Genomic DNA, 26,706 nt, shown 5'->3' with positions numbered 1-26,706 from the left:
GCCATCGCCATCGCCATCGCCATCGCCATCGCCATCGCCATCGCCATCGCCATCGCCATCGCCATCGCCATCGCCATCGCCATCGCCATCGCCATCGCCATCGGATTGTGCTGTCGAACGTGCGGCCAGCGCGACCGATCATCCGCCCACCGCTCCCGCCGGCTCCTCCTACGGGCAGAGAGGGACGCCGGGTCGGCTGGCCGAGGCCGAGGACGACGACGAACCGCAGGGCATGCCGATCCGCTGAATCAGCGCCGCCGTCTGTTTCACGTGAAACCGCGACGACCCGGGATGCAGAACGGCCGCGCCCCCATTGAGGTAGCGCGGCCGTAGGCGAGCGGGCGGGGTCAGTCCTCCCCGCCCTCTTCCTGTTGCACTCCGATGATCCCGACGATCCGCTCAAGGTCGTCCACCGTCGCGAACTCAATCGTGATCTTGCCCTTGCTCCGGCCGATGTCCACCTTCACTCGGGTGTCGAACCGGTCGGACAGCCGATCGGCGAGATCCGTCAGGGCCGGCGCGTGCGCCTTGGGTCGCCGTTTCGCGGCCTGACCCTTCGCCGGCCCGTCGTTGAGTGCCAGGGCCACGATCTCCTCGGTCGCCCGAACCGACAGTCCCTCGGCCACGATCCGCAGGGCCAGCTGTTCCTGCGCCTCCGCCTCGTCGAGGCTCAGCAGAGCGCGGGCGTGCCCCGCCGACAGGATGCCGGCGGCAACCCGGCGCTGTACCTGTGCGGGCAGGTTCAGCAGTCGGATCGTGTTGGAGATCTGCGGGCGACTCCGGCCGATCCGGCGGGCCAACTCCTCGTGGGTGGCCCCGAACTCCTCCAGCAGTTGCTGGTAGGCCGCGGCCTCTTCCAGAGGGTTCAGGTTCGCCCGGTGGATGTTCTCCAGCAGAGCGTCGCGGAGCATCGCGTCGTCACGGGTGTCCCGGACGATCGCCGGAATGCTCTCCCGCCCCACCGCCTGGGCGGCCCGCCAGCGCCGCTCGCCCATCACCAGTTCGTACTTCTCGTCGTCGAGTTGCCGAACGACGATGGGCTGAAGGAAGCCGACCTCCTGGATCGAGGTCTTCAGCTCCTCCAGCGCCTCCTCATCGAAGACCTGGCGGGGCTGCTTCGGGTTGGGCATGATCGCGCCGACCGGGATCTCGGCGAATCGAGCACCGGGCACCGGGCTGAGCACGGGTTCCGGCTCACGAACCGGCGCTCCGGCCGGCACCGCGGCGACAGCGACGGTGCCCGCGTCGTCCAGGTGCTCGTTCTCCGGCTCTGCCGTCGCGGTGCCAGCGGCAGCCGGCGCCGGCCCGGTCGGGATCAGCGCCCCCAGGCCCCTACCCAGACCGCCCCGAGGACGGTTCTTCATGCCACGCCTCCCAGCGATTCGTCCGCACTACGCATTCCGGCCCACCGGCTCCTTGACGCCCCGCTCGGCGATCTCCTGGGCGGCCTCGAAGTAACTCGTGGCGCCCCGCGAACCGGGATCGTAGGTCATCACCGACTGGCCGTAGCTCGGCGCCTCGGAGACCCGGACGTTGCGGGGGATCACCGCCTGGAGGACCTTGTCGCCGAAGTGGTTCCGGACGTCCTGCTCGACGGCGTCGGCCAACCGGGTGCGACGGTCGTACATGGTCAGCAGGATGGTGGAGACGTCGAGCTTCGGGTTGAGGTGCTGGCGTACCAGGTTGATGTTGTTGATCAGCTGGTTGAGCCCTTCCAGCGCGTAGTACTCGCACTGAATCGGGATCAGCACCTCCTGCGCGGCAACCAGAGCGTTGACCGTGAGCAGGCCGAGCGAGGGCGGGCAGTCGATGAAGACGTAGTCGAACTCGCCCGGGTAGGCGGCGATCGCCCGGTCCAGGCGCGACTCCCGGGCCACCACCGACACCAGCTCGATCTCCGCGCCGGCCAGGTCGATGGTCGCGGGTACGCACCAGAGGTTGGGGATGCCCTCGACCGCCTGGGCCACCTCGGCCAGCGGCACGCTGTTGATCAAGCAGTCGTACACGTCGGGGATTCCGGTGTGGTGTGGGACGTTGAGCCCGGTCGAGGCGTTGCCCTGCGGGTCGAGGTCGACCACCAGCACCCGGTTGCCGTGCAGGGCGAGCGCCACCGCAAGGTTGACGGTGGTGGTGGTCTTACCCACGCCACCCTTCTGGTTGGCGACGCACATGACCCGGGTCCGGTCCGGTCGAGGCATGGTCACCTCGCCACTGGGATTCAGGATCTGCACGGCGCGCATCGCCTCCATAGCCAACGGTGGGTCATCCTCTTCGCGCGTCGGGGTTTCACGTGAAACGTACGTGGGATCGGCCGCCACGGCGGCCAACGACTCGGTCGAAGCAACCGGTGCGTCGGCGACCACCGGCGCGGCGTCCCGAGCGGCCGCCGCAGTGGGTTGGTGCGGAACGGCCGGCTCGAAGCGAACCGCCGCGGCGGTGTTGCGGCGACCTGAGGTCGACCGCACCTCGGCGGCGTTGACCGGTCGACTCGACGCCTCCGGCGTCCGACGACCACTCGCCGGCTCCGGAATGGCCGAGCCCTCCGGCCGCGCGGGACCCGTCGAGGGGTCGAGCGGTACCGGCGGGTCGCCGTCGGTCGGTCGGGTCGATGGCCCGGTCGCGCCGGGGGACCAGCTCGGGTAGTCGGTTTCACGTGAAACGGGATCGCTGGTCGACCCGGTCACGCGTGGATCGTCGTACCTGCCGTCGTCATGCACCTGTCATCCCTGCCCGCTTCGGATGGTCGGTCCGCGCCCCGGTCAACTTGGCCGCATCCACGGCCGCAACCCGGAGCGTACGGCCCGCGGGAGCGGTCGGAGACCCGCGACGTCCGTCACCCGCTCCACACTATCGACGCGCGGTCAGCCTACGGCGGACGGGCGCGGCAGGTCCACGTCGGGTTCTCATCCCCTCGTCCATCCGTACCGGTACAACGAGGCAACCCACCGGCTGGAAGCCCGATGGCGCGAAGTGTCAGCCTCGGCGGGAGCGTCCGCCCCGGGCGCGCTTCTTGGTCGCCGGGCGGGCCGGGCCGATCATCCGCTCACGCACGATCTCCACGACGGTGGTGGGCGGATCGATCACCCCGACGCCGCAGAGCTGCACGGTCGGCTCCCCGCCGCCGAGTCGCGCCACCACCTCGGCGTGCTCCTCGATCTCGGCGGCGGCGGACGAGCCCTTGAGCGCCAGCAGCCGACCACCGCGAACCGCCAGCGGAAGGCTCCAGCCCGCGAGCCGATCCAGGGGTGCGACCGCGCGCGCGGTCACCACGTCTCCGCTGATCGGCTCCCGGCCGCTCGACCCGCTGGCCGCCTCGTCGGCGCGGCCACGGAACACCCGCACCGACCTGGCCAGACCCAGTCGCTCGACGACCTCGATCAGGAACGACGTCCGCCGGGCCAGCGGCTCGATCAGGGTGACCATGAGGTCGGGACGTGCGATGGCCAGGACGAGACCCGGTAGACCGGCGCCGGAGCCGACGTCGAGCACCGTCGCGCCGGACGGGATCCGTTCGGCGACCGCGGCGCAGTTGAGCAGGTGCCGGTCCCAGATGCGGGGCGCCTCCCGGGGGCCGATCAGGCCGCGGACCACCCCGTCGGTGGCGAGCAGTTCGGCGTACGCGGCGGCCAGGTCGAGACGGTCACCGAAGAGGGTCAGCGCGGCCGGGGCGAGCTCGGGCGGCAACGCCGCATCGGCCGGTGACGGGGCGTCGTCACGCCCGGTCGATTCGGCATCGGCGTCGACGGCGGCGGGACGGACAGCGGACGGCCCGGGCGGCGTACCGCCCGGGCCGGACACGGCGTCGGCCGTGATGTCGTCGTGGGTCACCCGGTCAGTCCGCCGGCCGTACGACGATGCGCCGGTTCGGCTCCACACCCTCGGACTCGCTCGCCACGCCGGACATGGCGTTGACCACGTCGTGCACGCACTTGCGCTCGAACGCGGACATCGCCTCCAGGCGGACCGGCTCGCCGTACTCCTTGACCTTCTCGACGGCGTTCTTGGCGACCGCGGCGAGTTCCTTACGGCGGTTCGCCCGGTAGCCACCGACGTCGAGCAGCAGACGGCTCGGCGTACCGGTCTGCCGGAAGACGGCAAGGCGGGTCAGCTCCTGGAGCGCCTCCAGGGTGGCGCCGCGCTGACCGACCAGATTCTGCAACCGCTCGCCGACCACCTCGACCATCGGGCGGCCGGCGGAGACCAGCTCGTCGATGTCGCCGTCGTAGTCGAGGATGTCGAGCAGGCCCTCGACGTAGTCGGCGGCGATCTCGCTCTGCCGGAACAGGTCGCCCTCGCCCACAGCCTTCTTCACCCGGGTGCCAGCAGCGGTGTCGGTGTCGTCGTCCGCCTCGGTGTCATCGGCTTCGGTGTCGTCGCCGTCCACCGCGAGCGTGGCGGTCTCCTCCTCGTCCAGGGACTGCTCGGCGCGGGGGATGCTGGTCTCGGTCACGGTCTCATCTCCGTACTCGCTCGGCCGGACCGTCGGGTCCGACTGGTTTCCCGGGGCCGGCGGGAGGTCGCCGGTGCCCACAGGCACGTCTGTACGGGCAGTGTCGCCCGTGGCCGCGCGGTGCGCGGTCGGTTCCGCCCGGCGCCGGCCGTACGGCGGCTGCGCGGTGCGGAACGGGCCGCCGCCGGTGATCCGACGGCGGCCCTCGCAGGTCAGCCCTGCCGCTTGGCGGGGCGGCTCTTCTTCGGGTTGTTCACCGGCTTGGCGCCCGGCTTCGGCCCGGCCACCTTGGGCGCGGTCGCCTTGACCGGTGCCGGCGGGGCCGTCTTGCCGCGACCGAACAGGCCACCGGACTTGGCGGGCTGCACCGGGTTACGGCTGGCGGCGGGCGCGACGGCCTTCTTGGCGGTCACCGGCGGCGGGAACTTCCGCAGCACCCACTGCTGCTGGCCGAGGGTGAAGAGGTTGTTGGTGACCCAGTAGATGATGACGCCGATCGGGAAGATCGCGCCGGAGATCAGCAGCGACGCGGGGATGCCGTAGAGCATCAGTCGCTGGATCATCCGCTGCTGCGGGTCCTCGGCCCAGCCGGTCTTGAGGATCATCTGACGGCTGGTGAGGTAGGTGGTGGCGATCATGACCAGGACCAGGACACCAGCAATGATCTTCACGGTGCTGCCGTTGGCGCCGAGGCTGGCCAGTTCGTCGGCCGTGGAGCCGAACTTGCCGGCGATCGGGGCGGTGAAGAGCTTCGCCTGCGAGGCGCTCTGGAACTGGTCGGCGGTCCAGCCGTAGAGGGTCTGGTTCCGCTTGTCCGGGTCGAGCCGGCGCAGCACGTGGAAGAGGCCCAGGAAGACCGGGATCTGAAGGAACATCGGAAGGCAACCCATCAGCGGGTTGGCCTTCTCCTTCTTGTAGAGCTCCATCATTTCTTTCTGGAGCGTCTCCCGGTCACCCTTGTGCTTCTCCTGGAGCTCCTTGACCTTGGGCTGGAGCGCCTGCATCGCGCGCTGCGACTTGATCTGCTTGACGAAGACCGGGAACAGGATCACCCGGACGGTGACCACCAGGAAGATGATGGAGAGGATCCACGCGAAGTTGGTGCCGATCACCGCACCGACGGGCACCCCGATGGCGTCCCAGGCAGAGTGCCAGGTCAGCAGGATCCACGAAATCGCGTAGTAGATCCAGTCGAGACTCAGACTCAATTCGGGGCTCCAGTCACATCAGCACGACGGCGGCCGCCCGGCTCCGGCACCGGGTCATATCCACCAGGGTGAAAGGGGTGGCAGCGCAACAACCGCCGGGCCGCCAGCACGGCTCCCCGGAGCGCGCCGTGCCGAACGACCGCCTCCTGGGCGTACGCACTGCACGACGGGTAGAACCGACAGCGAGCCGGCAGTGCCGGACTTATCCACCGACGGTACGCGATGATGGGCGCGATCAGCACCTTGGCACCGGTTGTCGACGGCCGTGGGCTGCTCTGCTCGGTGCCGCTCATCGGGACCGCCGTTCGCGCGGCGACCGGGCGACCGCGATGGCGGCGTCCAGGTCGGTGGCGAGCCGGGGGTACGACGCCTGCGCCGCGGCGGGGAGCGCCCGGACGACCAGGGTGCTGCCGGCGGGCAGGTCGGTCAACCGTTCCCGGACCAGCGCCCGCAGTCGGCGCCGGACCCGGTTACGGGTCACCGCGTTACCGACCGCCTTGGACACGACGAAGCCGGCACGGGACGGCACGGACGACTGCTCCGCACTGTTGTCCCGTACCGGCTCCGGCGAGGTCGGTGTGCTGGGGTCGGCGGTCACCGGCACGGTCAGGTGGACCACGACGGCGCCACGTCCGGCGCGTCGGCCACCGCGAACCGCTGCGGCGAAGTCAGTGCTGCGCCGCAGTCGCTGTGCGGCGGCCAGCACGACTGCCCACGTCCCCTGGACCGGCCCGGTCGGCTCAGGCCGACAGGGTGGTGCGACCCTTGGCGCGACGGCTCGACAGGATGGCACGGCCGGCACGGGTGCGCATGCGCAGCCGGAAGCCGTGGGTCTTCGCGCGCCGGCGGTTGTTCGGCTGGTAGGTGCGCTTGCTCACGTCAGGCTCTCCGTTTTCGTACGCGCCCCGCGCGACGGGATCGCCGGGGTCGTGTGGTGGTCCAGGCCACCTCGACGGTGGCCCACGATCGGTGCTGTCCAGCGGAGCGGGACCTCGGCGATGCGGGGATGCGACCGCGGACAGCAAGCACCCATCACCCTAGCAGAGGGCGAGAAAGCAGCCGTTCCAGCCTACGCAGGGGGGCAATGACCGTCAAACACCTCGAGCAGGGGACAACGGGACGCGCCCGAGGCCGAAGGGTGGTTTTCGCTGATGCCGACAAGGGCGCCGCCGCGTCGCCGGTTGATGGCGCAGGGACAACGCTGTTACCGTGCCCGATTGCGGTGAGCGTCGGAAGCTCCGGTCGTCGCGCAGGCAAGACCGGACATGGCAGTGAATCGTTCGGCACGGTGAACCCGCTTCAGCGCCCGTTCAGGCAGGGGCAGGTCCCACCCGCGTCCGGCGGCGGCCACAATCGGTCGGTACACAGGCTGTGGATAACTTGTGGATGACCACCGGTCGACCGTCCGGGTGGGTGTTGTTCCACCCGCGAACGCGGCGGGCCCGGGACGGCCGGCTGGCAGACAGCGGCGGCCGGGAGCAGAAGCGAGGGGGTGGCACGACGGTGGCCGGTACGACCGACCTTGCCGCAGTGTGGTTAGCGGCGACCGACGAGCTCGCCGACGAGATCATCTCCGCCCAGCAGCGTGCCTATCTCCGACTGACCCGGCTGCGAGCGATCGTCGAGGACACCGCACTGCTCTCCGTTCCGGACGCGTTCACCCGCGACGTGATCGAGTCACGGCTGCGCCCGGCGATCACCGAGGCGCTCACCCGCCGACTCGGCCGACCGATCCAGGTCGCGGTCACCGTTCGGGTGGCCGAGGACGCCACCGGCCGACCGGCCGGCACCGTCTACCGCAGCGCCCCGGAGGCCGGGCAGCTCGACATCGACGGCCCGGGTATCGCGCCGTTCGACGACGACCAGGGCGCTCGACCGTCCGCCGACGCGATGATCCCTGAGCAGTCGCCCGCGCCGCGTACCCCCGATCCGGGTCCACCACCCGCGCCGGCGGGTCCGCCGCTCGCGCCGCCCGTGGAGGGGCATCGCGCGGGGTTGATTCCCGCCAGCAGGGACGGGCAGGAGGCGCTGTTCAGCGCCTCCTTCGCGGAGCCCCTGCGGCCCTCCCGGCCCAGTCCGGACCGGCGCGGCTACGACGAGCAGGCGGCCCGCCTGGATCCGCCCGGCCCCGACACCCGGCCCTACGAGCCCCGCTACCGGGACGACTCGGCGTCACCGCGCGACCAGCACGTGATCCGCTCGCTTCCCCGGGACAGCGGAACGGACAGCGGCCCGGGTCGCAGCGCGGTGGACCATCGGACCGGCGGCCGCGACGACCGTCGGTTGCCCGGTGCCGACACCGGCGGCAACCGGCTCAACCCGAAGTACATGTTTGAGACGTTCGTCATCGGCTCGTCCAACCGCTTCGCCCACGCGGCGAGCGTGGCGGTGGCGGAGTCGCCAGCCAAGGCGTACAACCCGCTGTTCATCTACGGGCACTCCGGGTTGGGCAAGACGCACCTGTTGCACGCCATCGGCCACTACGCCACGACACTCGGCAACGCCCGCTCGGTCCGGTACGTGTCGACCGAGGAATTCACCAACGACTTCATCAACTCGCTCCGGGACGACAAGACCAGCGCGTTCCAGCGGCGCTACCGCGACGTCGACATCCTGTTGATCGACGACATCCAGTTCCTGGAGAACCGCGAGCGCACCCAGGAGGAGTTCTTCCACACCTTCAACACGCTGCACAACGCCAACAAGCAGATCGTGATCACCTCGGACCGGTCGCCGCGCCAGCTCGCGACCCTCGAGGACCGGATGCGAACCCGGTTCGAGTGGGGGCTGCTGGCCGACATCCAGCCGCCGGATCTGGAGACCCGGATCGCGATCCTGCAGAAGAAGGCGGCGCAGGAGCGGATGTACGCCCCGCCGGACGTGTTGGAGTTCATCGCCTCCCGGGTGTCGAACTCGATCCGGGAGCTGGAGGGCGCGCTGATCCGGGTGACCGCGTTCGCCAGCCTGACCCGGTCGACAGTCGAGCTGTCGCTGGCCGAGGAGGTGCTTCGGGACTTCATGCCCGACGGCGCCGGTCCGGAGATCAACGCGGACCAGATCATGGCCTCGACCGCTGACTACTTCGGGGTGAGCCTGGAGGATCTGCGCGGCCAGTCCAGGTCGCGGGTGCTGGTCAACGCCCGTCAGGTGGCCATGTACCTGTGTCGGGAGTTGACCGAGCTGTCGCTGCCCCGGATCGGGCAGGCGTTCGGTGGCCGGGACCACACCACCGTGATGCACGCCGACCGCAAGATTCGTCAGCAGATGGCGGAGCGCCGCTCGCTGTACAACCAGATCGCCGAGCTGACCAACCGCATCAAACAGAACAGCTGAGGCGTACGACCGCCGTCGCGCGGCGCACAGCCGCAGGACACGCCCGACCGGATCTCCGGTCGGGCGTTCTTTCTGGGTCAGTCAGCTGGACTCTCGACATGGTGGAGACCACAGCATTGAGGCCGTGACCGCCTCGATCCCCACTCGTTGTCCACAGCTCGTTATCCACCGTCGGTGGATAACTACGGTCCGTCCTCCGCCAGTTACCCACAGGCTGTGGAGAAACCCTGTGTACGAGGCTGTGGACGCCTGGGGACGACCGTCAGGTTATCCACCGATCATCATCAACCTGTGTACGGGCTGTTGAAGGTTCTGGGGACGACGGCAATGGTGATCTTCCCCGCGATCCACAGGCTTGGGGAGAAAGTCGGTGGATTACCGGTGGACAACCGGTGGACAACGGTGGACAACCGGCCGTCGTCGCCGGGCTGTGGACACACAAGCCGGTTGTACCCCGGGTTCTCCACAGCTAAATCACCGGTGGATAACCTGCCTGACCTGCGCAGACCTCGGTTTTCCACAGTTTGCACAGGTGCGATGAAGACGATGAGTTATCTCTTCTAAGAGAACAAAAACCAATCATCACCGTTGGGCTTTCTGTGGATCGGGCCGAACGCTGTCGGATCAGCCGGTCAGCATCGACACGATCCATGGGGTCGGGCGCACAGCCGATGTCCCCGCGCCCTAAGGTGCGATGGGTACCCGCACGGTCGGGCGGGACGGTAGGCAGCGGTCGGCATGAGAGAGTTGTCGCTGACGTCGACGCGGAGGCATTGATGAAGTTCCGAGTGGAGCGCGACGCGCTCGCCGAGGCTGTGGCGTGGACCGCGAAGAGCCTGCCCAACCGGCCATCCGTACCGGTGCTCGCCGGGGTGATGCTCCGCGTCACCGACGGCAACCTGCGGGTCTCCGGGTTCGACTACGAGGTCTCCAGCCAGGTGACCGTCGAGGTGCAGGGCGACGCCGACGGCGCCGCGCTCGTCTCCGGCCGCCTGCTCGCCGAGATCACCAAGGCGTTGCCGGCCAAGCCGGTCGACATCGCCGCGGTCGGCGCGCATCTCGAGTTGGTCTGTGGCAGCGCCCGGTTCACGCTGCCCACGATGCCGGTGGAGGATTACCCCGCGCTGCCCGAGATGCCGCAGAGCGCCGGCACCGTCGACGCCGCGGCGTTCGCCACCGCGGTGGCCCAGGTGGCCATCGCCGCCGGTCGCGACGAGACGCTGCCGATGATGACCGGCGTCCGCGTCGAGCTGTCGGGCGACACCCTGTCGATGCTCGCCACCGACCGTTACCGGTTGGCGCTGCGCGAGATCCAGTGGCGGCCGGACGACCCCGAGGTGAGCATCAACGCCCTGGTGCCCGCACGCACCCTGAACGACACCGCCAAGGCCCTCGGCCCGCTGGGCGGCGAGGTCACGCTCGCCCTCGCCCAGGGCGCTGCGGGCGAGGGCATGGTCGGCCTCGCCGGCGGCACCCGACGTACCACCAGCCGGCTGCTCGACGGTGCCAACTACCCGCCGGTGCGGTCGCTCTTCCCGGCCACCCACAACGCTGCGGCCCGGGTGTCGGTCAGCACGCTGATCGAGGTGGTCAAGCGGGTCGCGCTGGTCGCCGAACGGACCACCCCGGTGCTGCTCAGCTTCAGCGCCGACGGCCTGGTGGTCGAGGCCGGCGGTTCCGAGGAGGCACGGGCCAGCGAGGCGATGGAGGCCACCTTCACCGGTGAAGCACTGACCATCGGCTTCAACCCGCAGTACCTCATCGACGGTCTGGCAAACCTGGGCGCTCAGACGGCCGTGCTCTCGTTCGTCGACGCCTTCAAGCCCGCGGTGATCTCTCCCGCTGGCGAGGATGGCGAGGTCATTCCGGGGTACCGGTACCTCATCATGCCGATCCGCGTCTCGCGCTGATCGCGCCCAGCAACACCCAGATCCACGGAGGTAGAAACACATGCAGCTCGGCCTGGTAGGACTCGGCCGTATGGGCGGCAACATGCGGGAGCGGTTGCGTTCGGCCGGGCACGAGGTGGTCGGCTTCGACCACAACGCGCAGATCAGCGACGTCACGACCCTCGCCGGCCTGGCGGAGAAGCTCGAGTCGCCGCGGGCGGTCTGGGTCATGGTGCCCGCCGGTGTCACCGACGCCACGATCGACGAGCTCGCCGAGGTGCTCGGCGAGGGCGACATCATCATCGACGGCGGCAACTCGCGCTTCAGCGACGACGCGCCCCGTGCGGAGCGGCTCAACCAGCGAGGCATCGGCTACCTGGACGTCGGGGTCTCCGGCGGCGTCTGGGGCCGGCAGAACGGCTACGGGCTGATGGTCGGTGGCGCCCAGGAGCACGTGGACCGCCTGATGCCGATCTTCAACGCGCTCAAGCCGGAGGGTGAGTTCGGCTTCGTGCACGCCGGCCCCGTCGGTGCCGGGCACTACTCGAAGATGGTGCACAACGGCATCGAGTACGGCCTGATGCACGCCTACGCCGAGGGCTACGAGCTGATGGCCGCCTCGGAGCTGGTGACCAACGTGCCGGGTGTCATCAAGTCGTGGCGGGAGGGCACCGTCGTCCGTTCCTGGCTGCTCGACCTGCTCGACCGGGCGCTCGACGAGGACCCGGAGCTGGCCGATCTGAGCGGCTACACGGAGGACACCGGCGAGGGCCGGTGGACGGTCGACGAGGCGGTCCGGCTGGCGGTGCCGCTGAACGTCATCACCGCTTCGCTGTTCGCCCGGTTCGCCTCGCGGCAGGACGACTCGCCCGCCATGAAGGCCGTCTCCGCGCTGCGTCAGCAGTTCGGTGGCCACGCCGTCCACAAGCGCTGAGCGGTATCCACAACCTGTGTACGTTCACCGGCTGGAACTGGTCGACTTCCGCTCGTACGAGCGGGTTGCCGTCGACCTCCAGCCGGGAGCGAACGTCCTGATCGGCGCCAACGGCGTCGGCAAGACCAACCTCGTCGAGGCGCTGGGCTACGTGGCGACCCTGGACTCGCACCGGGTCGCCACCGACGCGCCTCTGGTCCGGATGGGCGCCACGTCCGCGGTGATCCGCTGCGCGGTGGTGCACGACGGCCGCGAACTCCTGGTCGAGCTGGAGATCGTGCCCGGCAAGGCCAACCGGGCCCGACTGGGCCGCTCACCGGCACGGCGGGCCCGGGACGTGCTCGGGGCGCTCCGGCTGGTGCTGTTCGCTCCGGAAGATCTTGAGCTGGTCCGGGGCGACCCGGCCGAGCGCCGCCGTTACCTGGACGACCTGCTGGTCAACCGGCAACCCCGGTTCGCGGGCGTGCGGGCCGACTACGAGCGGGTCGTCAAGCAGCGCAACGCCCTGCTGCGCACCGCGTACCTGGCCCGCAAGACCGGTGGGTCCAGGGGAGGCGACCTCGGCACCCTCGCGGTCTGGGACACCCACCTGGCCCAGCACGGGGCGGAGCTGCTCGCCGGCCGACTGGAGCTGGTGGCCGCGCTCACCCCGCACGTGGCCAAGGCGTACGACGCGGTGGCCGCCGGTCGGGGTGCGGCGAGCATCACCTACCGGCCCTCGATCGAGCTGGCCGAGCCGACCACCGACCGGGCCGCGCTGGCCGAGGCGCTGACGGCGGCCCTGGCCGCGTCCCGCTCCGCCGAGATCGAGCGGGGCACCACCCTGGTCGGCCCACACCGCGACGAGTTGGCGCTGAGCCTCGGCCCACTGCCCGCCAAGGGGTACGCCAGCCACGGCGAGTCGTGGTCGTTCGCCCTCGCGTTGCGGCTGGCCGGGTACGACCTGTTGCGAGCCGACGGCATCGAGCCGGTGCTGGTGCTCGACGACGTCTTCGCGGAGTTGGACACCGGCCGCCGGGAGCGGTTGGCGGAGCTGGTCGGCGGGGCGAGTCAGCTGCTGGTCACCTGCGCGGTGGACGACGATGTGCCGGCCGCCCTGCGCGGCACCCGATACCAGGTCGGCGAAGGGACGGTACGCCGTGTCGGATAAGCCAGGCACCGATCGACCAGCGGCCGGCGACGGCCCGGCTGCGCGTACCCCGAAGGCGGCGCAGGGATCGGCGGACGGTGAGCCGGCGGCGGCCGCCAGCGGGCCGGAGCTGGCCCGGGCGGTGCTCGACGCGGCGCTGTCCCGACGGCAGGCGGCGGCCCGCGCCCGGCGTACCCCCGGCGGCGGCGACGCTGGCGGCGGCTCGGGGCGGCGGTTGCGCGGCTACTCCGGCCCCGGCCCCGACCCGCGCGATCCGCAGCCGCTCAGCGCCGTGCTGAACCGGCTGGTGAAGGCGCGCGGCTGGCAGCAACCGGCGGCCGAGGCCACCGTGTTCGGCGCCTGGGAGCGGGTCGTCGGCGCGGAGGTCGCGCAGAACAGCCGCCCGGTGAAGTTGGAGAACGGCGAGCTGACAGTCGAGGCGCGCTCGACGGCCTGGGCCACCCAGCTGCGGCTGCTCGCCGGCTCGCTGCTCAAGCAGATCGCCAGCGAGGTCGGGCACAACGTGGTGCGCAAGCTGCACATTCACGGCCCGGCCGCGCCCTCCTGGGGGAAGGGCCCACGTCGGGTACGCGGCCGGGGTCCGCGCGACACGTACGGCTGAGCCGACCGTTCAGCCGCGCCGGTCGGCCTCGCGGGCTGCCCGCTTGCGTTCCCGTTGCTCCCGGGTGAAGCGCTTGCGCTCGGCCAGGTCGCGTTTCCACGCCTCGCGGGCCTCGGCCGAGCCGCCCTGCACCGCGCCCTGCACACCCTCGGCCGGGCCGGCGAGGTGCCGGAAGGCCCAACGCATCAATCGGCCGCCCTCGCCCGGGGCCCTGGTGATCGCGCCGTCCTCGCCCATCTGCCGCCCTCTTCCACGTCGCCTCGCCGGTCCTCGCCCACCGCACGAGCTTACCTTTGGGGCACCAATGGTTGGTGTACCAATGATCGGTACGATAGTCACCGTGCGGAGAGAGGGCAACCGATGAGCGAACGACCGGACGGCGTCGACCCGCTGGCCCTGGAGCAGCAGGTCTGCTTCGCCCTCTCGGTCGCCGCGCGCAGCGTGGTGGCCGTCTACCGGCCGCTGCTGGAGCCGATGGGGCTGACCCACCCGCAGTACCTGGTGATGTTGGCGCTCTGGCAGCACGCGCCGCTGTCCGGCCGTGACCTCAGTCGCCTGCTCCAGCTCGATCCGGGCACGCTGTCACCCCTGCTCAAGCGGCTGGAGGCGGCCGGCTACCTGCGCCGGGAACGCGACCCGAACGACGAGCGCAGCCTCGCCGTCACCCTCACCGCCAGCGGTGCCGCGCTGCGGAGTCAGGCCGAGCTCATCCCGGCCGCGATCGTGCAGCGGCTCGGGCTGCCCGTCGAGGACCTGCAACACCTGCACGCAGTGCTCACGCAGCTGATCTCGGCCGCCAACCGGCCGACCGGCTCGGAGACCGACGCGGCGGCTCAGACGTCGGCGTAGACGGCGAACCCGCGCTCGGCGCAGCGCCGGTAGAACGCGGCCAGCACGCCCAGCTCGGCGCAGGTGAAGTTCCACTGCGGCGGGTCACCGCGCTCGTCGCGCAGCGCGTCGAGCCGGCTCTCCAGCCAGCGCAGCTGCTGTTCGGCCAACCGACCGTCGCCGAGCAGGGAGCGCAGCACGGTGCTCACCGACTCGAAGGTGACCGCCTCGCCGGTCGCGCGGTGCGCGGCCACGAAGCGTTCGATGCCGCTCGCGATCCAGGAGCAGCCGTCCGGGTCGATCACCGGGTCCTCGTCCTCGGCGGCGGCGTCTGTGGCGTACAACACACCTTCGAGGCCGAGCAGCAGATCCACCAACTCGGTGTACGCGGTCGCCCGGATGGTGCCGGTCTTCGCGATCAACTCGGCCAGCGCCGCGGTCGGCGCGGAGATGCGCGGCAGGTCGACGATCTCGCCGAAGTCGACGAACTCGGCCGGCGCGACCGGATCGTAGAAGCGGCCGGTCCGCGGCCAGTGCACCGCGACGTTGTCCAGCCCCATCTGTCACCTCTTAAAGAGCACGTGTCGGGTCGATCGGGTCGATCGTCCCGGTTCCAACCGGTAAAGATCAAGGCTGGTTCCGGGGCGCCGCAAACGTACGGCACGGACGCTTCGGCCGCGACCCCCGACCCGCCCGACCGCGGGTCAACCCGTTCCGGGGCGGCGCGTGCGATGGGGGCATGGCGTGTGGGGGGAGTCGTGGGCGGCGGGGTTCTGCCGGCTATGGACTTCTCAGCCGCCTCTCTGAGGGTGCCGAGTGGTGGTTCTGTCCCCCGCGCACAGTAGGATTGACAGTGAGACGAAGACCCGGTGCGGGAGTGGGACGGGGCCGGCGGCCCCAGATTCATTCTCCACGTCGGGTCGAGCCGATCGCGATCCGCGGGCAACCGCGGCGACCGGCGCGTTCGACCCGCTGTCCGGAGGTCTCCGGTGCCGGTCCACGCGCCGACGTCGCGTCCTGTCCGCCGAACCCGCGCCCGACGCGCCCTACCGGCGCGGCTGACGCGAGAAAGTGGCCGAGGGTGGCAGCGCAGGACAAGCAGGAGTACGGCGCAGAGTCGATCACCGTTCTCGAGGGGCTGGAGGCGGTTCGCAAGCGGCCCGGTATGTACATCGGGTCCACCGGCGAGCGCGGTCTGCACCACCTCGTCTGGGAGGTCGTCGACAACGCGGTCGACGAGGCGCTGGCCGGATACTGCGACACCATCGACGTGGTGCTGCTCGCCGACGGCGGCGTCCGGGTCACCGACAACGGCCGTGGTTTCCCCGTCGACCTTCACCCGAAGCTCAAGAAGCCCGGTGTCGAGGTCGCGTTGACCATCCTGCACGCGGGTGGCAAGTTCGACGGCAAGGCGTACGCGGTCTCCGGCGGTCTGCACGGCGTCGGTGTCTCCGTGGTGAACGCGCTCTCCACCAAGATGTTCGTCGAGATCCACAAGTCCGGCTCCGTGTGGCGGCAGCACTACACCAACTCCAAGCCGAGCCCGCTGGAGAAGGGCGAGGCCACCGACCGCACCGGCTCGGCGGTGTCCTTCTGGCCCGACCCCGACGTCTTCGAGACCGTCGACTTCGACTTCCAGACCATCTACCGGCGCCTGCAGGAGATGGCCTTCCTCAACCGCGCCCTGCGCATCCACCTGCTCGACGAGCGGGTGGCCGAGGAGGAGGACGGCCGGCAGCGCGAGGTCACCTTCTACTACGAGGGCGGCATCGCGGACTTCGTCCGGCACCTCAACGCCTCCAAGAGCCCGATCCACAAGACCGTGGTCGAGTTCGAGGCCGAAGAGGAGGGCATGTCCCTCGAGATCGCCATGCAGTGGAACGAGTCGTACGGCGAGTCGGTCTACACCTTCGCCAACACGATCAACACCCACGAGGGCGGCACCCACGAGGAGGGCTTCCGGTCCGCGCTGACCAGCGTGGTCAACCGGTACGGCACCGACAAGAAGCTCCTCAAGGGCGACGAGAAGCTCTCCGGCGAGGACATCCGCGAAGGGCTCGCGGCGATCATCTCGGTCAAGCTGGCCAACCCGCAGTTCGAGGGTCAGACCAAGACCAAGCTGGGCAACACCCCGGTGAAGAGCTTCGTGCAGCGGGTCTGCAACGACCGGTTGGTCGACTGGTTCGACCGCAACCCGGCCGAGGCAAAGATGATCATCACGAAGGCGTCCCAGGCGGCCCGCGCCCGGATCGCCGCCCAGCAGGCGCGCAAGCTGGCCCGGCGCAAGTCGCTGCTGGAGTCCGGCTCGATGCCGGGCAAGCTGGCCGACTGCCAGTCGACCGACCCCCGCGAGTCCGAGGTGTTCATCGTCGAGGGTGACTCGGCCGGCGGCTCGGCCAAGCAGGGTCGCGACCCACGGACCCAGGCGATCCTGCCGATCCGCGGCAAGATCCTCAACGTGGAGAAGGCCCGGATCGACCGGGTGCTGAAGAACAACGAGGTCCAGGCGCTGATCACCGCGCTGGGCACCGGCATCCACGACGACTTCGACATGGAGAAGCTGCGGTACCACAAGGTGGTGCTGATGGCCGACGCGGACGTCGACGGCCAGCACATCCAGACGCTGCTGCTCACCCTGCTGTTCCGCTTCATGCGTCCGCTGGTCGAGATGGGGCACGTCTACCTGGCCGCCCCGCCGCTCTACAAGATCAAGTGGAACAAGAAGGGCGACGACGCCCAGTACGCGTACTCCGACCGCGAGCGGGACGGGCTGATCCTGCTGCGCCAGCAGAAGAAGCCGAACGCCAAGCCGGACGACATTCAGCGCTTCAAGGGCCTCGGCGAGATGAACTATCCCGAGCTGTGGGAAACCACGATGAACCCGGCGACGCGTACCCTGCGTCAGGTCACTCTCGACGACGCGGCGACCGCCGACGAGTTGTTCAGTGTGCTGATGGGTGAGGACGTCGAGGCGCGCCGGTCGTTCATTCAGCGCAACGCCAAGGACGTGCGGTTCCTGGATATCTGACGGACTGCGCCGGATCGGCCGGGCTGTGCCCGGCCGATCCGGCGGTCCACAGAGTTATCCACAGCTTGGCCGGTATCCACAGCGGTTATCCACAGCACGAAAACGACTCTGAGTCTGATAAGGGTATACAGTGACCGATTCTCCCGAGTCCACACCGAACGAGCCCGAGGTCCCCGCCGAGGCCATCGCCGCGGTGGTCGCGCACGACCGGATCGAACCGGTCGGGCTCGAGGTGGAGATGCAGCGCTCCTACCTCGACTACGCGATGAGCGTCATCGTCGGTCGCGCGCTGCCGGACGTCCGGGACGGCCTCAAGCCGGTCCACCGCAAGATCCTCTACGCGATGTTCGACTCCGGCTACCGTCCGGACCGCGGCTACGTGAAGTGCTCCCGCGTCGTCGGCGACGTGATGGGTCAGTTCCACCCGCACGGCGACTCGGCGATCTACGACGCGCTGGTCCGGATGGCGCAGTCCTGGTCGCTGCGCTACCCGCTGGTCGACGGCAACGGCAACTTCGGCTCGCCGGGTAACGACCCGGCCGCCGCCATGCGATACACCGAGTGCAAGCTCGACCCCCTCGCCATGGAGATGCTGCGGGACATCGACGAGGACACCGTCGACCTGCAGGACAACTACGACGGCCGGGCCAAGGAGCCCACCATCCTGCCGTCGCGGATCCCCAACCTCCTGGTGAACGGCTCCGAGGGCATCGCGGTCGGCATGGCCACCAAGATCCCGCCGCACAACCTGCGGGAGATCGGCGCGGCGGTGCAGTGGTGCCTGGAGCACCCGGAGGAGGACGAGGAGACCACCCTCGAAGCCCTGCTCGACATCGTCAAGGGCCCGGACTTCCCGACCCACGGCCTGATCGTCGGCACCACCGCGATCCAGGACGCGTACCGCACCGGGCGCGGCTCGATCCGGATGCGCGCCGTGGTGGAGGTCGAGGAGGACAAGCGGGGCCGCCCCTGCCTGGTCGTCAGCGAGCTGCCCTACCAGGTCAACCCGGACAACCTCGCCGAGCGGATCGCCGAGCTGATCAAGGAGGGCAAGCTCGCCGGGATCGCCGACATCCGCGACGAGTCCTCCGGTCGTACCGGCATGCGGATCGTCCTGGTGCTCAAGCGCGACGCGGTCGCGAAGGTCGTGCTGAACAACCTCTACAAGCACACCCAGCTCCAGGAGACCTTCGGCGCCAACATGCTGGCCCTGGTCGACGGGGTGCCGCGCACGCTCAACCTGGCCCAGTTCCTCCGCTACTACGTCGAGCACCAGATCGACGTGATCCGCCGGCGGACCGCGTTCCGGCTGCGCAAGGCCGAGGAGCGGGCACACATCCTGCGCGGCCTGGGCAAGGCGCTGGACGCGCTGGACGAGGTGATCGCCCTGATCCGGCGCTCGCCGACGGTGGACGACGCCCGGCAGGGCCTGATCCGGCTGCTGGAGATCGACGAGATCCAGGCGACCGCGATCCTGGACATGCAGCTGCGCCGGCTCGCCGCCCTGGAGCGGCAGCGGATCATCGACGACCTGGCGAAGCTCGAGATCGAGATCGCCGACCTCAAGGACATCCTCGCCAAGCCCGAGCGGCAGCGGAAGATCGTCTCGGAGGAGCTGGGCGAGATCGTCACCAAGTGGGGCGACGACCGGCGGACGAAGATCATCCCGTTCGACGGCGAGGTCTCGATGGAGGACCTCATCGCCCGCGAGGACGTGGTCGTCACGATCACCCGCACCGGGTACGCCAAGCGGACCAAGGTCGATCTGTACCGCTCGCAGCGGCGCGGCGGTAAGGGCGTCAGTGGCGCCACGCTGCGGCAGGACGACATCGTCAGCCACTTCTTCGTCTGCTCGACCCACGACTGGATCTTGTTCTTCACGAACAAGGGCCGCGTCTACCGGGCCAAGGCGTACGAGTTGCCGGAGGCCAGTAGGGTAGCCAAGGGCCAACACGTGGCCAATCTGCTCGCCTTCCTACCCGACGAGCAGATCGCGCAGATCATTGAGATCCCGAACTACCAGGTAGCCCCCTATCTGGTACTGGCCACGAAGAACGGCCTGGTGAAGAAGACGCGGCTCGAGGAGTTCGACTCCAACCGTTCCGGCGGCATCATCGCGATCAACCTGCGCGATGAGGACGAGCTGGTCGGTGCTGCGCTGGTTGCGCCGGAGAACGACCTGCTGCTGGTCTCGAAGAAGGCACAGGCGATCCGGTTCAACGCCTCGGACGAGGCGTTGCGGCCGATGGGCCGGGCCACCTCGGGCGTGATCGGCATGCGCTTCACGGACGACGACGTCCTGCTCGCCATGGAAGTCGTGCGGGAAGGTTTGGACGTTCTGGTGGCCACGAACGGGGGATACGCGAAGCGCACCCCGATCGAGGAATACCCGGTGCAGGGCCGGGGAGGTAAGGGCGTGTTGACTGCAAAGATCACCGAACGGCGCGGTGGTCTGGTTGGCGCTGTGGTGATCGATCCGGACGACGAGCTGTTTGCGATCACCAGCAACGGTGGTGTCATTCGGACTCCGGTGAAGCCTGTACGGCGTACGCGTGACCGGAACACAATGGGGGTCAAGCTGATGGACCTCCCGGACGGCGTGACTATCGTGGCGATTGCTCGCAATGCCGACGAGCCTGACGAACAGGACTAGTTGAATGACGGAGACACAGGCGAAGTCGGGGAACACGGGGACCTCGGCCAAACCGGTCGACGAGGAGGCCGCCAAGGGCGGCACACCAGCGACCGGCCGCGCGGCCGTGGGCCGGGCGACGGTCCCCGCCGACGCGCCTGCCCCGAAGTTCACCAGGGCTCCAGGTATGACACCCCCGCCGGAGCAGCCGGGCGAAGATGGCGAGTCCGGTGACAAGACCGAGGCGCCCAGCGCCGAGGCGCCGACGTCGGCCGCCGCCAATCCTCCGGGTCCGGCGGCGGCACCCTCGGCGCGTCCGGCCAGCACCCAGCCGATCGGTGTCCGGCCCGGTCAGGCGGCGTCAGCCGGGTCCACCGGCACCCAGCCGCGGATCACACCCGGAATGACCCAGCCGCAGCCGGAAGCGGGTCGTACGGCCGCCACTGCCGGCCGCCCGGCCAGCGGCGGTGGCCTGCCGCCGGGGATCGGCAACGCGTCCGCCGTGGGCGCAGCCCGCGTCGGTGACGCGGTGCGTGCGGCGCGTACGTCGGTCAGCTCGGCCGCCTCCCGCGGGCCGCGTCGGGCCCGGCTGAACCTCAAGCGGATCGACCCGTGGTCCGTGATGAAGTTCGCATTCGCGGTGTCGGTGGTGCTCTTCATCGTCGTGGTGGTGGCCACCTCGGTGCTCTACCTGGCGCTGGACGCGATGGGTGTGTTCCAGAGCGTCAACGAGAGCCTGAGTGACCTGGTCAACGCCGGCGGCGGCCAGAGCACCAGCGGCTTCCAGATCACCGCCAAGGGCGTGATTCTCAGCTCGGCGCTGATCGGCCTGGTCAACGTGGTGCTGTTCACCGCGCTGGCCACCCTGGGCGCGTTCGTCTACAACGTCTGCGCCGACCTGGTCGGCGGGATCGAGCTGACGCTCGCCGAGCGGGACTGAGTGACCGGGACGCCGGGGCACCGCAATGCGGTCGCTCCGGCGTCCCGTACTCGGGTAGGTTTTGCAGGCCGCGACGGGCCTGGCTCGCAGGCGCGGACCCCGATTTGGGGCCAGCGGAGCGGATGGGTTAATCTTGCTCGTCGCAACGCGGGGCTATAGCTCAGTCGGTTAGAGCGCAGAGCTGATAACTCTGAGGTCGATGGTTCGATTCCATCTAGCCCCACCGCATGTCGTCCGACGGTAGTCGAGCGCGAGGGGTCGCCCCATGTTCAAGAAGCTGCTGATTCTGGCTGGCGTCGTCGGTGTGGCCGCCGTCGTGTTCAACAAGATCAAGGCGTCGAACGACGAGCGTGCCCTGTGGCACGAGGCGACCACCGCGCCCGATCTGCGCTGACGCTCGGCCCGGCGACGAGCGATCGTCGCCACGGCCACCCGCGGGGCCCTAGCTCAACTGGCAGAGCACTGCCTTTGCAAGGCAGGGGTTAGGGGTTCGAGTCCCCTGGGCTCCACCAGCACTTTCCCCGGTTGATCTCGGTCCGAGTACAGCCATCCGTACAGCCAAGCGGTCTTCGCCCTTTGCTTGATCCGGCCGCCGTGCCGAATGCGGCGCGATTCGGGCATGGCGCTGGCGGTCACTCCAGCCACCCCCCACTCAAGCAAGGCCACTTCCAGTAGTCGTCCACAGCGCATGCGCAGATCCTGTGGACGAACCTGTGTACTAATGGCCACAACCTGTGGGGTGGCGGTGGACGACACGCCACAACCTGTGGACGAATTACATAGGTGGAGTTTGTCGTATCGGCCGACTACTCTATGCATTGAGCACGAAGGACCCCGGTCGAAGTTGACCAAGGTCGACACTTCAGCCGGGGTCCGTCAGCGTTGCGAGCGCAGACCGCGACCTTACACTCTCCCGGGCCTCCGGAGGGAGTGCCCACCTGTCGGGGGCTGGATGTGTCCAGCTCAAGGCAGGAGGTGAATGCTTTGACTCGGAACGAGCGACATGTACAGCCCAACCCAGACGGCGGGTGGGACATCACGAAGCCGGGAGCGACGCGGCGTAGCGGCCACGAACGCACCCAGGCGGACGCCTTAGATCGTGCCCGCGAGATTGTGGGGAACACGGGCGGCGGTGAGGTGGTGATCCACGGCCGCGATGGACGGATCCGTGACTCGGACACTGTGCACCCGGGCAATGATCCGAACCCGCCTCGCGATCGCCGCTGATATAGCGGAGTCAACGAAGGCCGGGTTGTCACTTCCATGGTGGCAGCCCGGCCTTTGCCGTTAGCCGTCACCCTCCCTCGCCTAGGACCCGATCGATAGCCGAGGCAGCCTGACGCGCCCGAGCCGGCAGGACGTGCCCGTAGGTGTCGGCCGTCATCCGGATTGTGGAGTGCCCAAGCAGCTCCATCACCGTCCGCAGCTCCTCGCCCTGATCGAGCAGGAACGTGGCGAACGCGTGTCGCAGGTCGTGCAGGTGCAGCCAGTCCAGCCCCGCCGTCGCGCGGAGCTGCTCGAAGCGCCGGTTAACGAGTCTCGGGTTAGAACCATCGTTCGAGCACGTCCCAGTCGGTGGCGCCATCGACCTGAACCGTCCGAACCTTGTGGTGATCTGCGGGCCGCGCATCTCCGAACCCGTCGCCCAGGTCCTCGCCCAGGACCCGGTACTCCAGTTCGAGCGAGCCAGCGACGGTCCCTGGACGCTGGTCGACCGTAGGACCGGTGTCGTCTACCGATCCGGCCAGGATCAGGACCCGCCGACTACCTCTGATGTGGCCTATCTCGGCCGACTGCCCCGCCCCGACGGGCAAGGGTCGCTGATCGTGTTTACCGGAATCCATCCCCCTGACTCACTCGGCGCCGTTCACCTGATCTGCACCCAGATCAGCGAGCTTTACGGCCAGGTGGGCACCGGCAATTTTTCCGTTCTAGTGGGCACGCAGTACGAGCCGGGTACCAATGAGCCGCGCCAGGTCGAGCTACTGACCCCGCTTTACCAGTTGTTGGAGGAAGCCTGATGCAGGTCGCCATGGCAAAGCCCTGCGAAACTCGACCAGCCCAACGAGGACTTCACCGGCGCCCTACCGAACGCCGTTGTTCTGCTAGACGGCGCTGGTCTGTCCGGGGCTAAGTCGACGTGCACTCATGGTGTCGCTTGGTACACCCGCCGGCTTGGCGGGGCGCTGCTCGCCCATCTGGCGGCCGACGACGGCCAGGACCTCACCACCGTTCTCGGGCAGGCCATCGACCAGTTGCCGAGGCGCACCGAGGAACCTGCGACATCAGCGACCCGAGCAGTCCCTCCGCAACCGTCATCATCTTCCGCGTCAACAACGGCCGCGCGGACTACCTCGTCCTTGCTGACTCCGTGCTCGTACTCGACCAAGTCGGAGACGCCCCCGTGTTGTCACCGACGACCGAGAGGCAACCGTCGGCAGCCACTACCGCGCCGCTATGGACGCCGCCGTCAATGGAACCCCGGAACACGAGCAAGCCCGACGCGAGTACATCGAAGCTCTGCGCGCCCACCGAAACCAGCCCGGCGGTTTCTGGGTTGCAGCGAACGACGCTCAGGCGGCAGCCGAGGCTCTTACCGGAAGCCGGGCAATCCAGGGCCTTGCCAGCGCCGTCCTGCTCAGTGACGGTGCAAGCCGCATCGCGGACCGCTTCGCACTCATGGACTGGCCGGAAGTTCTCGCACTTATCAGCAAGGCGGGACCAGCCGAAGTCGTCAGGCAAGTTCGAGCAGCGGAAGGCAGTGATCCGCAGGGTAGGAAGTGGCCGCGTGGCAAGACCCACGACGACGCCACGCTGGCCTACTGCACTCAGCTTGGCGAGCCGGCTTGTCTAGTCCCACCACATGCTTGACACTTGATCTAGCCTAGCTACGCCAGGTAATCGAGGTGGCGAAGCTATAGCGAGGAGCTCATGGTCGATGTTGCAGACGAGGCTCCCGGCTGGGCTGCAATTGAGGCGGCAGTGGCAACCAGGGTGAGTGATCAAAATCCACTGCACTGGGGGACGAACAACCTCCCGGGGCAGGGCCTCTACGGCTTGAGCGCGTACCGATCCACCGGCCACTGGTTGCTGGTTACGTTCGGGATGACCGAGCTGTTCTCCAAGAACAGCGATGAGCTGGACGTCAGCGGCTGGGGATACGAGCTGACGATGCGCGTACCCAGGGAGGCCGACCAACCTCCCGCGTGGTCCCTGCGTCTGCTTGAACGACTGGTCGACTACGTGTTCACCAGCGGTAGGCCCTTCACCGAGGGCCATCGCATGGACCCGGGCGGCCCGATCACGGGCCAGGCGACCACCCGGCTCCGCGCACTAGCCTTCGCTGCCGACCCTGAACTGCCGCCCATCGACTCCCCGCACGGCTCAGCGCGGTTCCTGACCGTCGTCGGGATCACCGCAGACGAACTGGACCGCATGAAGGCCACCACGACGGCCGAGATACTGAGCGAGCTGGCCGAGCGCTCGCCCATGCTCGTTAGCGACCCGACGCGCTAGCCCTCACCCGCTACACACAGCAGCCGTCAAGCATCAGCCGAGACACGACACTTGGCGAGCCGGTTTCACTGCCGAATTGACCTCTTAAGAATCAAGGCGGCCCGCAAAGCGGGCCGCGCCGGCCCGGCCCCGGCCTGCTGGCGACCTCCGGCCGGCATCGGCCGGGCCGGCCGGCCACACTGGCAGACAACAGACCTTGAAGACCTCGGGGCGCTGCCCCGAACCCCGGCCCTCCTCAGAGATGCCGCCGCGGATCACCTCGCCGGGCACCACAAGGGCTACCAGCCTCCCCGGAGGGGGCCAAGGTCGTTCGTCCGGTAGGGCGCTCCACCTTGGCCCCCTCCGGGGAGGCTGGACGGTCTGGCGACTGCCCGACGAGGAGATCCGCTTTACCCGCCCGGTACGGTTGTTGACCATGCAGCGGTTGGCGCTCTTCGATCTCGACAACACGCTCGTGGACCGCTCGGAGGCATTCCGGCGCTGGGCAGTCGAGTTCTGCGCCGATCACGGACTGCCGGACGACGCGTTGGCCTGGCTGATCGCTACGGATCAGGACGGTTCCGTGCCCCGTGACTGGTTCTTCGGGGAGGTGACGGGCCGTTTCGGCCTGGCATCGGCGGACACCACGTGGAGGCAGTACCGACGCCGGATGCCGGAACTCGTCAGTTGCCCCGAAGAAGTGCGCGCGTCGCTGACGCTGCTGCGCGACGATGGCTGGACGGTCGCGATCGTGACCAACGGCCAGGCGGACAACCAGTTGGGCAAGATCAGGCGTACCGGACTGGACCGATGCGTCGATGCCTGGGCAGTGTCCGGAGAGCTTGGCATCCGGAAGCCAGCACGCGAGATCTTCGAGGCGGCGGCCCGTGGGTGCGGCCTCGATCTGCTGGGCGGGGGCTGGGCGATCGGTGACAGCCCTGTACTTGATGTCGAGGGCGGCCGCGCGGCAGGGCTTGCCACCCTATGGGTCAGCCGAGGGAAGGACTGGCCGGCGGAACTCACCCCACCTGATCACACCGTCACGGACGTCCTGGCCGCTGTTCAAGTGCTGCGAGACGAGGACGCCGGGCGGTAGCTGTACAGCCATCCGTACAGCCAAGCCCACCGACGAACACGGTCCAGGGCCTACGGTAGGCGACACGGCAAGCAGGTCAGCAGCAGTGGCCGACGACGACCGACAGTAGGCTTGATCTTTGCAAGGCAGGGGTAGGGGTTCGATTCCCCTGGGCTCCACCAGCAAGTTCCCGGTCAACCTCGGTCCCGAGCCCGCCGATCAAGGCTTCCTCGACGGGGCAGCGGCTGCGGCGATCGCTTCAGCGACGCACTCGTAGTCCTTGACCAGCGGGCCCACCAGGCCCGGTTCGAGTTCGACTGCCGCGATCAACCCACGCACAAGGTCGCGAATCCTGGCCTCGTGCGAAGGCTGGCGGATGCGAGGGTGTCGCCGATGAAAGCTGTGCCAGCGGCGTAGGCCGATGTTGACGAGGCGGTCCCGTTCATCGGGTGAGGCGATCCGACATCCCTGCTCCCACAGTTCGGTCAACGCCGTCAGGGCGACCGCACGAGTTGGTTCGGGCATCCTCACCTCCACATTGCTTCGATGCAGATCAGTGACGCTGGCCGACGGCTCGCTCCGACGAACGGTGACGGCGCAGCGGGCGGCATGGCAGGCGCCAACCGAGGTAGGAGAAACGGCAACAACCCCCGGGAAGTGAGGTGTCATACCAATGCCTACGGCACGCGAGATCATGACGAACGACGTGACCTGTGTCCGCGAGCAGGACGACCTGAAGTCGGCCGCGAAGCGGATGGCCGAGTTGGGGGTCGGTGCTCTGCCGATCTGCGGTGACGACAACCGGCTCAAGGGCATGCTGACCGACCGCGACATCGTGGTGAAGGTGCTGGCCGAGGGTCGCGACCCGGCCAACGTGACGGCCGGTGAGCTGGCCCAGGGCGAGGCGGTGACCATCGGCGCGGACGACGACGCCGCCGAGATCCTTCGCACCATGGGCCAGCACAAGGTACGCCGGCTGCCGGTGATCGATGGCCACGAGCTGGTGGGCATCGTGGCGGTGGCCGATGTGGCCCGTTCCCTCCCCGAGCGCCCGGTCGGCGACCTTATCGAGGCCATCTCCGAGCGCAGCTGACCTTCACGCCTGTCAATGATCGCCGCCGCCGGTTCGCCGGCAGGCGGCGA

The 26,706-nt window shown here is 69.0% G+C and carries 27 protein-coding genes, 2 tRNA genes and 2 pseudogenes; 19 read left to right on the top strand and 12 right to left on the bottom strand.

Annotation, left to right across the window (positions count from 1 at the left end):
- Positions 1-347: 347 nt before the first annotated feature.
- From ABTW72_RS06515 to rpmH, 8 genes are all read right to left on the bottom strand, one after another.
- Positions 348-1,364 carry a ParB/RepB/Spo0J family partition protein gene (locus ABTW72_RS06515; RefSeq protein WP_350855064.1) on the bottom strand — a complete coding sequence of 339 codons (1,017 nt, stop codon included), beginning with the start codon at positions 1,362-1,364 and terminating at the stop codon, positions 348-350.
- A gap of 27 nt (positions 1,365-1,391) precedes the next feature.
- Positions 1,392-2,717: a ParA family protein gene (locus ABTW72_RS06510; protein ID WP_350855061.1), complete on the bottom strand. Its 1,326-nt coding sequence runs from the start codon at positions 2,715-2,717 to the stop codon at positions 1,392-1,394.
- Between the two features lie 256 nt (positions 2,718-2,973).
- A complete protein-coding gene (rsmG, locus tag ABTW72_RS06505; RefSeq protein ID WP_350855454.1) occupies positions 2,974-3,684 on the bottom strand; it encodes a 16S rRNA (guanine(527)-N(7))-methyltransferase RsmG in 711 nt (236 codons plus the stop codon).
- A 148-nt stretch (positions 3,685-3,832) separates the two neighbouring features.
- Positions 3,833-4,450 carry a Jag family protein gene (locus tag ABTW72_RS06500; protein WP_350855058.1) on the bottom strand — a complete coding sequence of 206 codons (618 nt, stop codon included), beginning with the start codon at positions 4,448-4,450 and terminating at the stop codon, positions 3,833-3,835.
- A gap of 212 nt (positions 4,451-4,662) precedes the next feature.
- Positions 4,663-5,652, bottom strand: coding sequence for a membrane protein insertase YidC (yidC, locus tag ABTW72_RS06495; protein WP_350855451.1), 990 nt, complete (start codon positions 5,650-5,652; stop codon positions 4,663-4,665).
- A 2-nt stretch (positions 5,653-5,654) separates the two neighbouring features.
- Complete coding sequence (gene yidD, locus ABTW72_RS06490; protein WP_091396555.1) at positions 5,655-5,951, bottom strand: membrane protein insertion efficiency factor YidD; 297 nt, start codon at positions 5,949-5,951, stop codon at positions 5,655-5,657.
- A complete protein-coding gene (gene rnpA / locus ABTW72_RS06485) occupies positions 5,948-6,364 on the bottom strand; it encodes a ribonuclease P protein component (protein WP_350855055.1) in 417 nt (138 codons plus the stop codon). The genes yidD and rnpA overlap by 4 nt, the downstream gene beginning before the upstream one ends.
- Before the next feature lie 34 nt (positions 6,365-6,398).
- Positions 6,399-6,536 carry a 50S ribosomal protein L34 gene (rpmH, locus tag ABTW72_RS06480; RefSeq protein ID WP_007453904.1) on the bottom strand — a complete coding sequence of 46 codons (138 nt, stop codon included), beginning with the start codon at positions 6,534-6,536 and terminating at the stop codon, positions 6,399-6,401.
- 625 nt (positions 6,537-7,161) lie between these two features.
- Here rpmH and ABTW72_RS32695 point away from each other — a divergent pair.
- From ABTW72_RS32695 to ABTW72_RS06455, 6 genes and pseudogenes are all read left to right on the top strand, one after another.
- Positions 7,162-7,530: pseudogene (locus tag ABTW72_RS32695) on the top strand (chromosomal replication initiator protein DnaA); the annotation flags it as partial.
- A gap of 138 nt (positions 7,531-7,668) precedes the next feature.
- A pseudogene (gene dnaA / locus ABTW72_RS06475) lies at positions 7,669-8,991 on the top strand (chromosomal replication initiator protein DnaA); the annotation flags it as partial.
- Between the two features lie 776 nt (positions 8,992-9,767).
- Positions 9,768-10,901, top strand: a complete 1,134-nt coding sequence (gene dnaN / locus ABTW72_RS06470) for a DNA polymerase III subunit beta (RefSeq protein ID WP_350855052.1) — start codon at positions 9,768-9,770, stop codon at positions 10,899-10,901.
- A 40-nt stretch (positions 10,902-10,941) separates the two neighbouring features.
- Positions 10,942-11,814 carry a phosphogluconate dehydrogenase (NAD(+)-dependent, decarboxylating) gene (gene gnd, locus ABTW72_RS06465; protein ID WP_203122499.1) on the top strand — a complete coding sequence of 291 codons (873 nt, stop codon included), beginning with the start codon at positions 10,942-10,944 and terminating at the stop codon, positions 11,812-11,814.
- Positions 11,815-11,830: 16 nt separating this feature from the next.
- Positions 11,831-12,964, top strand: a complete 1,134-nt coding sequence (gene recF / locus ABTW72_RS06460) for a DNA replication/repair protein RecF (protein ID WP_112583934.1) — start codon at positions 11,831-11,833, stop codon at positions 12,962-12,964.
- Positions 12,954-13,565: a DciA family protein gene (locus ABTW72_RS06455; protein WP_350855048.1), complete on the top strand. Its 612-nt coding sequence runs from the start codon at positions 12,954-12,956 to the stop codon at positions 13,563-13,565. The genes recF and ABTW72_RS06455 overlap by 11 nt, the downstream gene beginning before the upstream one ends.
- Positions 13,566-13,574: 9 nt before the next feature.
- Here ABTW72_RS06455 and ABTW72_RS06450 read toward each other — a convergent pair whose 3' ends face one another.
- Positions 13,575-13,802, bottom strand: a complete 228-nt coding sequence (locus tag ABTW72_RS06450; RefSeq protein WP_350855045.1) for a hypothetical protein — start codon at positions 13,800-13,802, stop codon at positions 13,575-13,577.
- 123 nt (positions 13,803-13,925) lie between these two features.
- Here ABTW72_RS06450 and ABTW72_RS06445 point away from each other — a divergent pair, with 123 nt between their 5' ends.
- The gene (locus ABTW72_RS06445; RefSeq protein WP_350855042.1) at positions 13,926-14,414 is read left to right on the top strand and encodes a MarR family winged helix-turn-helix transcriptional regulator; all 489 of its coding nucleotides are present in this window, start codon (positions 13,926-13,928) and stop codon (positions 14,412-14,414) included.
- Here the strand turns inward: ABTW72_RS06445 and ABTW72_RS06440 are convergent.
- Positions 14,399-14,953, bottom strand: coding sequence for a hypothetical protein (locus ABTW72_RS06440; RefSeq protein WP_350855039.1), 555 nt, complete (start codon positions 14,951-14,953; stop codon positions 14,399-14,401). The two genes, ABTW72_RS06445 and ABTW72_RS06440, sit on opposite strands and share 16 nt — an antisense overlap.
- A 521-nt stretch (positions 14,954-15,474) precedes the next feature.
- Here ABTW72_RS06440 and gyrB point away from each other — a divergent pair.
- The 7 genes from gyrB (at position 15,475) to ABTW72_RS06405 (ending at position 22,220) form a co-directional block, all read left to right on the top strand.
- Positions 15,475-17,421, top strand: a complete 1,947-nt coding sequence (gene gyrB, locus ABTW72_RS06435; RefSeq protein ID WP_350855036.1) for a DNA topoisomerase (ATP-hydrolyzing) subunit B — start codon at positions 15,475-15,477, stop codon at positions 17,419-17,421.
- Positions 17,422-17,551: 130 nt separating this feature from the next.
- Entirely contained in the window at positions 17,552-20,074 is a 2,523-nt protein-coding gene (gene gyrA, locus ABTW72_RS06430; protein ID WP_350855033.1) for a DNA gyrase subunit A, read from the top strand.
- Positions 20,075-20,078: 4 nt separating this feature from the next.
- Complete coding sequence (locus ABTW72_RS06425; RefSeq protein WP_350855030.1) at positions 20,079-20,993, top strand: DUF3566 domain-containing protein; 915 nt, start codon at positions 20,079-20,081, stop codon at positions 20,991-20,993.
- A gap of 149 nt (positions 20,994-21,142) precedes the next feature.
- Positions 21,143-21,216 (top strand) — tRNA-Ile (locus ABTW72_RS06420).
- Between the two features lie 42 nt (positions 21,217-21,258).
- The gene (locus tag ABTW72_RS06415) at positions 21,259-21,387 is read left to right on the top strand and encodes a DLW-39 family protein (RefSeq protein WP_209444550.1); all 129 of its coding nucleotides are present in this window, start codon (positions 21,259-21,261) and stop codon (positions 21,385-21,387) included.
- 42 nt (positions 21,388-21,429) lie between these two features.
- Positions 21,430-21,505, top strand: a tRNA-Ala gene (locus ABTW72_RS06410).
- 418 nt (positions 21,506-21,923) lie between these two features.
- Entirely contained in the window at positions 21,924-22,220 is a 297-nt protein-coding gene (locus tag ABTW72_RS06405) for a DUF2188 domain-containing protein (protein ID WP_350855027.1), read from the top strand.
- Between the two features lie 67 nt (positions 22,221-22,287).
- Here ABTW72_RS06405 and ABTW72_RS06400 read toward each other — a convergent pair whose 3' ends face one another.
- Positions 22,288-22,578, bottom strand: a complete 291-nt coding sequence (locus tag ABTW72_RS06400) for a tyrosine-type recombinase/integrase (protein ID WP_350855024.1) — start codon at positions 22,576-22,578, stop codon at positions 22,288-22,290.
- 25 nt (positions 22,579-22,603) lie between these two features.
- Here ABTW72_RS06400 and ABTW72_RS06395 point away from each other — a divergent pair, with 25 nt between their 5' ends.
- From ABTW72_RS06395 to ABTW72_RS06380, 4 genes are all read left to right on the top strand, one after another.
- Positions 22,604-23,014: a hypothetical protein gene (locus ABTW72_RS06395; RefSeq protein ID WP_350855023.1), complete on the top strand. Its 411-nt coding sequence runs from the start codon at positions 22,604-22,606 to the stop codon at positions 23,012-23,014.
- 436 nt (positions 23,015-23,450) lie between these two features.
- Entirely contained in the window at positions 23,451-23,864 is a 414-nt protein-coding gene (locus ABTW72_RS06390; protein WP_350855021.1) for a hypothetical protein, read from the top strand.
- Between the two features lie 60 nt (positions 23,865-23,924).
- The gene (locus ABTW72_RS06385) at positions 23,925-24,509 is read left to right on the top strand and encodes a suppressor of fused domain protein (protein WP_350855018.1); all 585 of its coding nucleotides are present in this window, start codon (positions 23,925-23,927) and stop codon (positions 24,507-24,509) included.
- 415 nt (positions 24,510-24,924) lie between these two features.
- Complete coding sequence (locus ABTW72_RS06380; protein ID WP_350855016.1) at positions 24,925-25,584, top strand: HAD family hydrolase; 660 nt, start codon at positions 24,925-24,927, stop codon at positions 25,582-25,584.
- Between the two features lie 198 nt (positions 25,585-25,782).
- On the opposite strand, the gene ABTW72_RS06375 is transcribed toward ABTW72_RS06380, so the two are convergent.
- Entirely contained in the window at positions 25,783-26,088 is a 306-nt protein-coding gene (locus ABTW72_RS06375; protein WP_350855013.1) for a hypothetical protein, read from the bottom strand.
- A gap of 148 nt (positions 26,089-26,236) precedes the next feature.
- On the opposite strand from ABTW72_RS06375, the gene ABTW72_RS06370 reads away from it, so the two are divergent.
- Complete coding sequence (locus ABTW72_RS06370; protein WP_091396513.1) at positions 26,237-26,656, top strand: CBS domain-containing protein; 420 nt, start codon at positions 26,237-26,239, stop codon at positions 26,654-26,656.
- The last annotated feature ends 50 nt before the right edge of the window (positions 26,657-26,706 follow it).

Origin of the sequence: Micromonospora sp. NPDC127501, assembly GCF_040302185.1 — a bacterium.
Classification (GTDB): domain Bacteria; phylum Actinomycetota; class Actinomycetes; order Mycobacteriales; family Micromonosporaceae; genus Micromonospora.
This window is presented reverse-complemented; position numbering and strand designations above follow the sequence as displayed.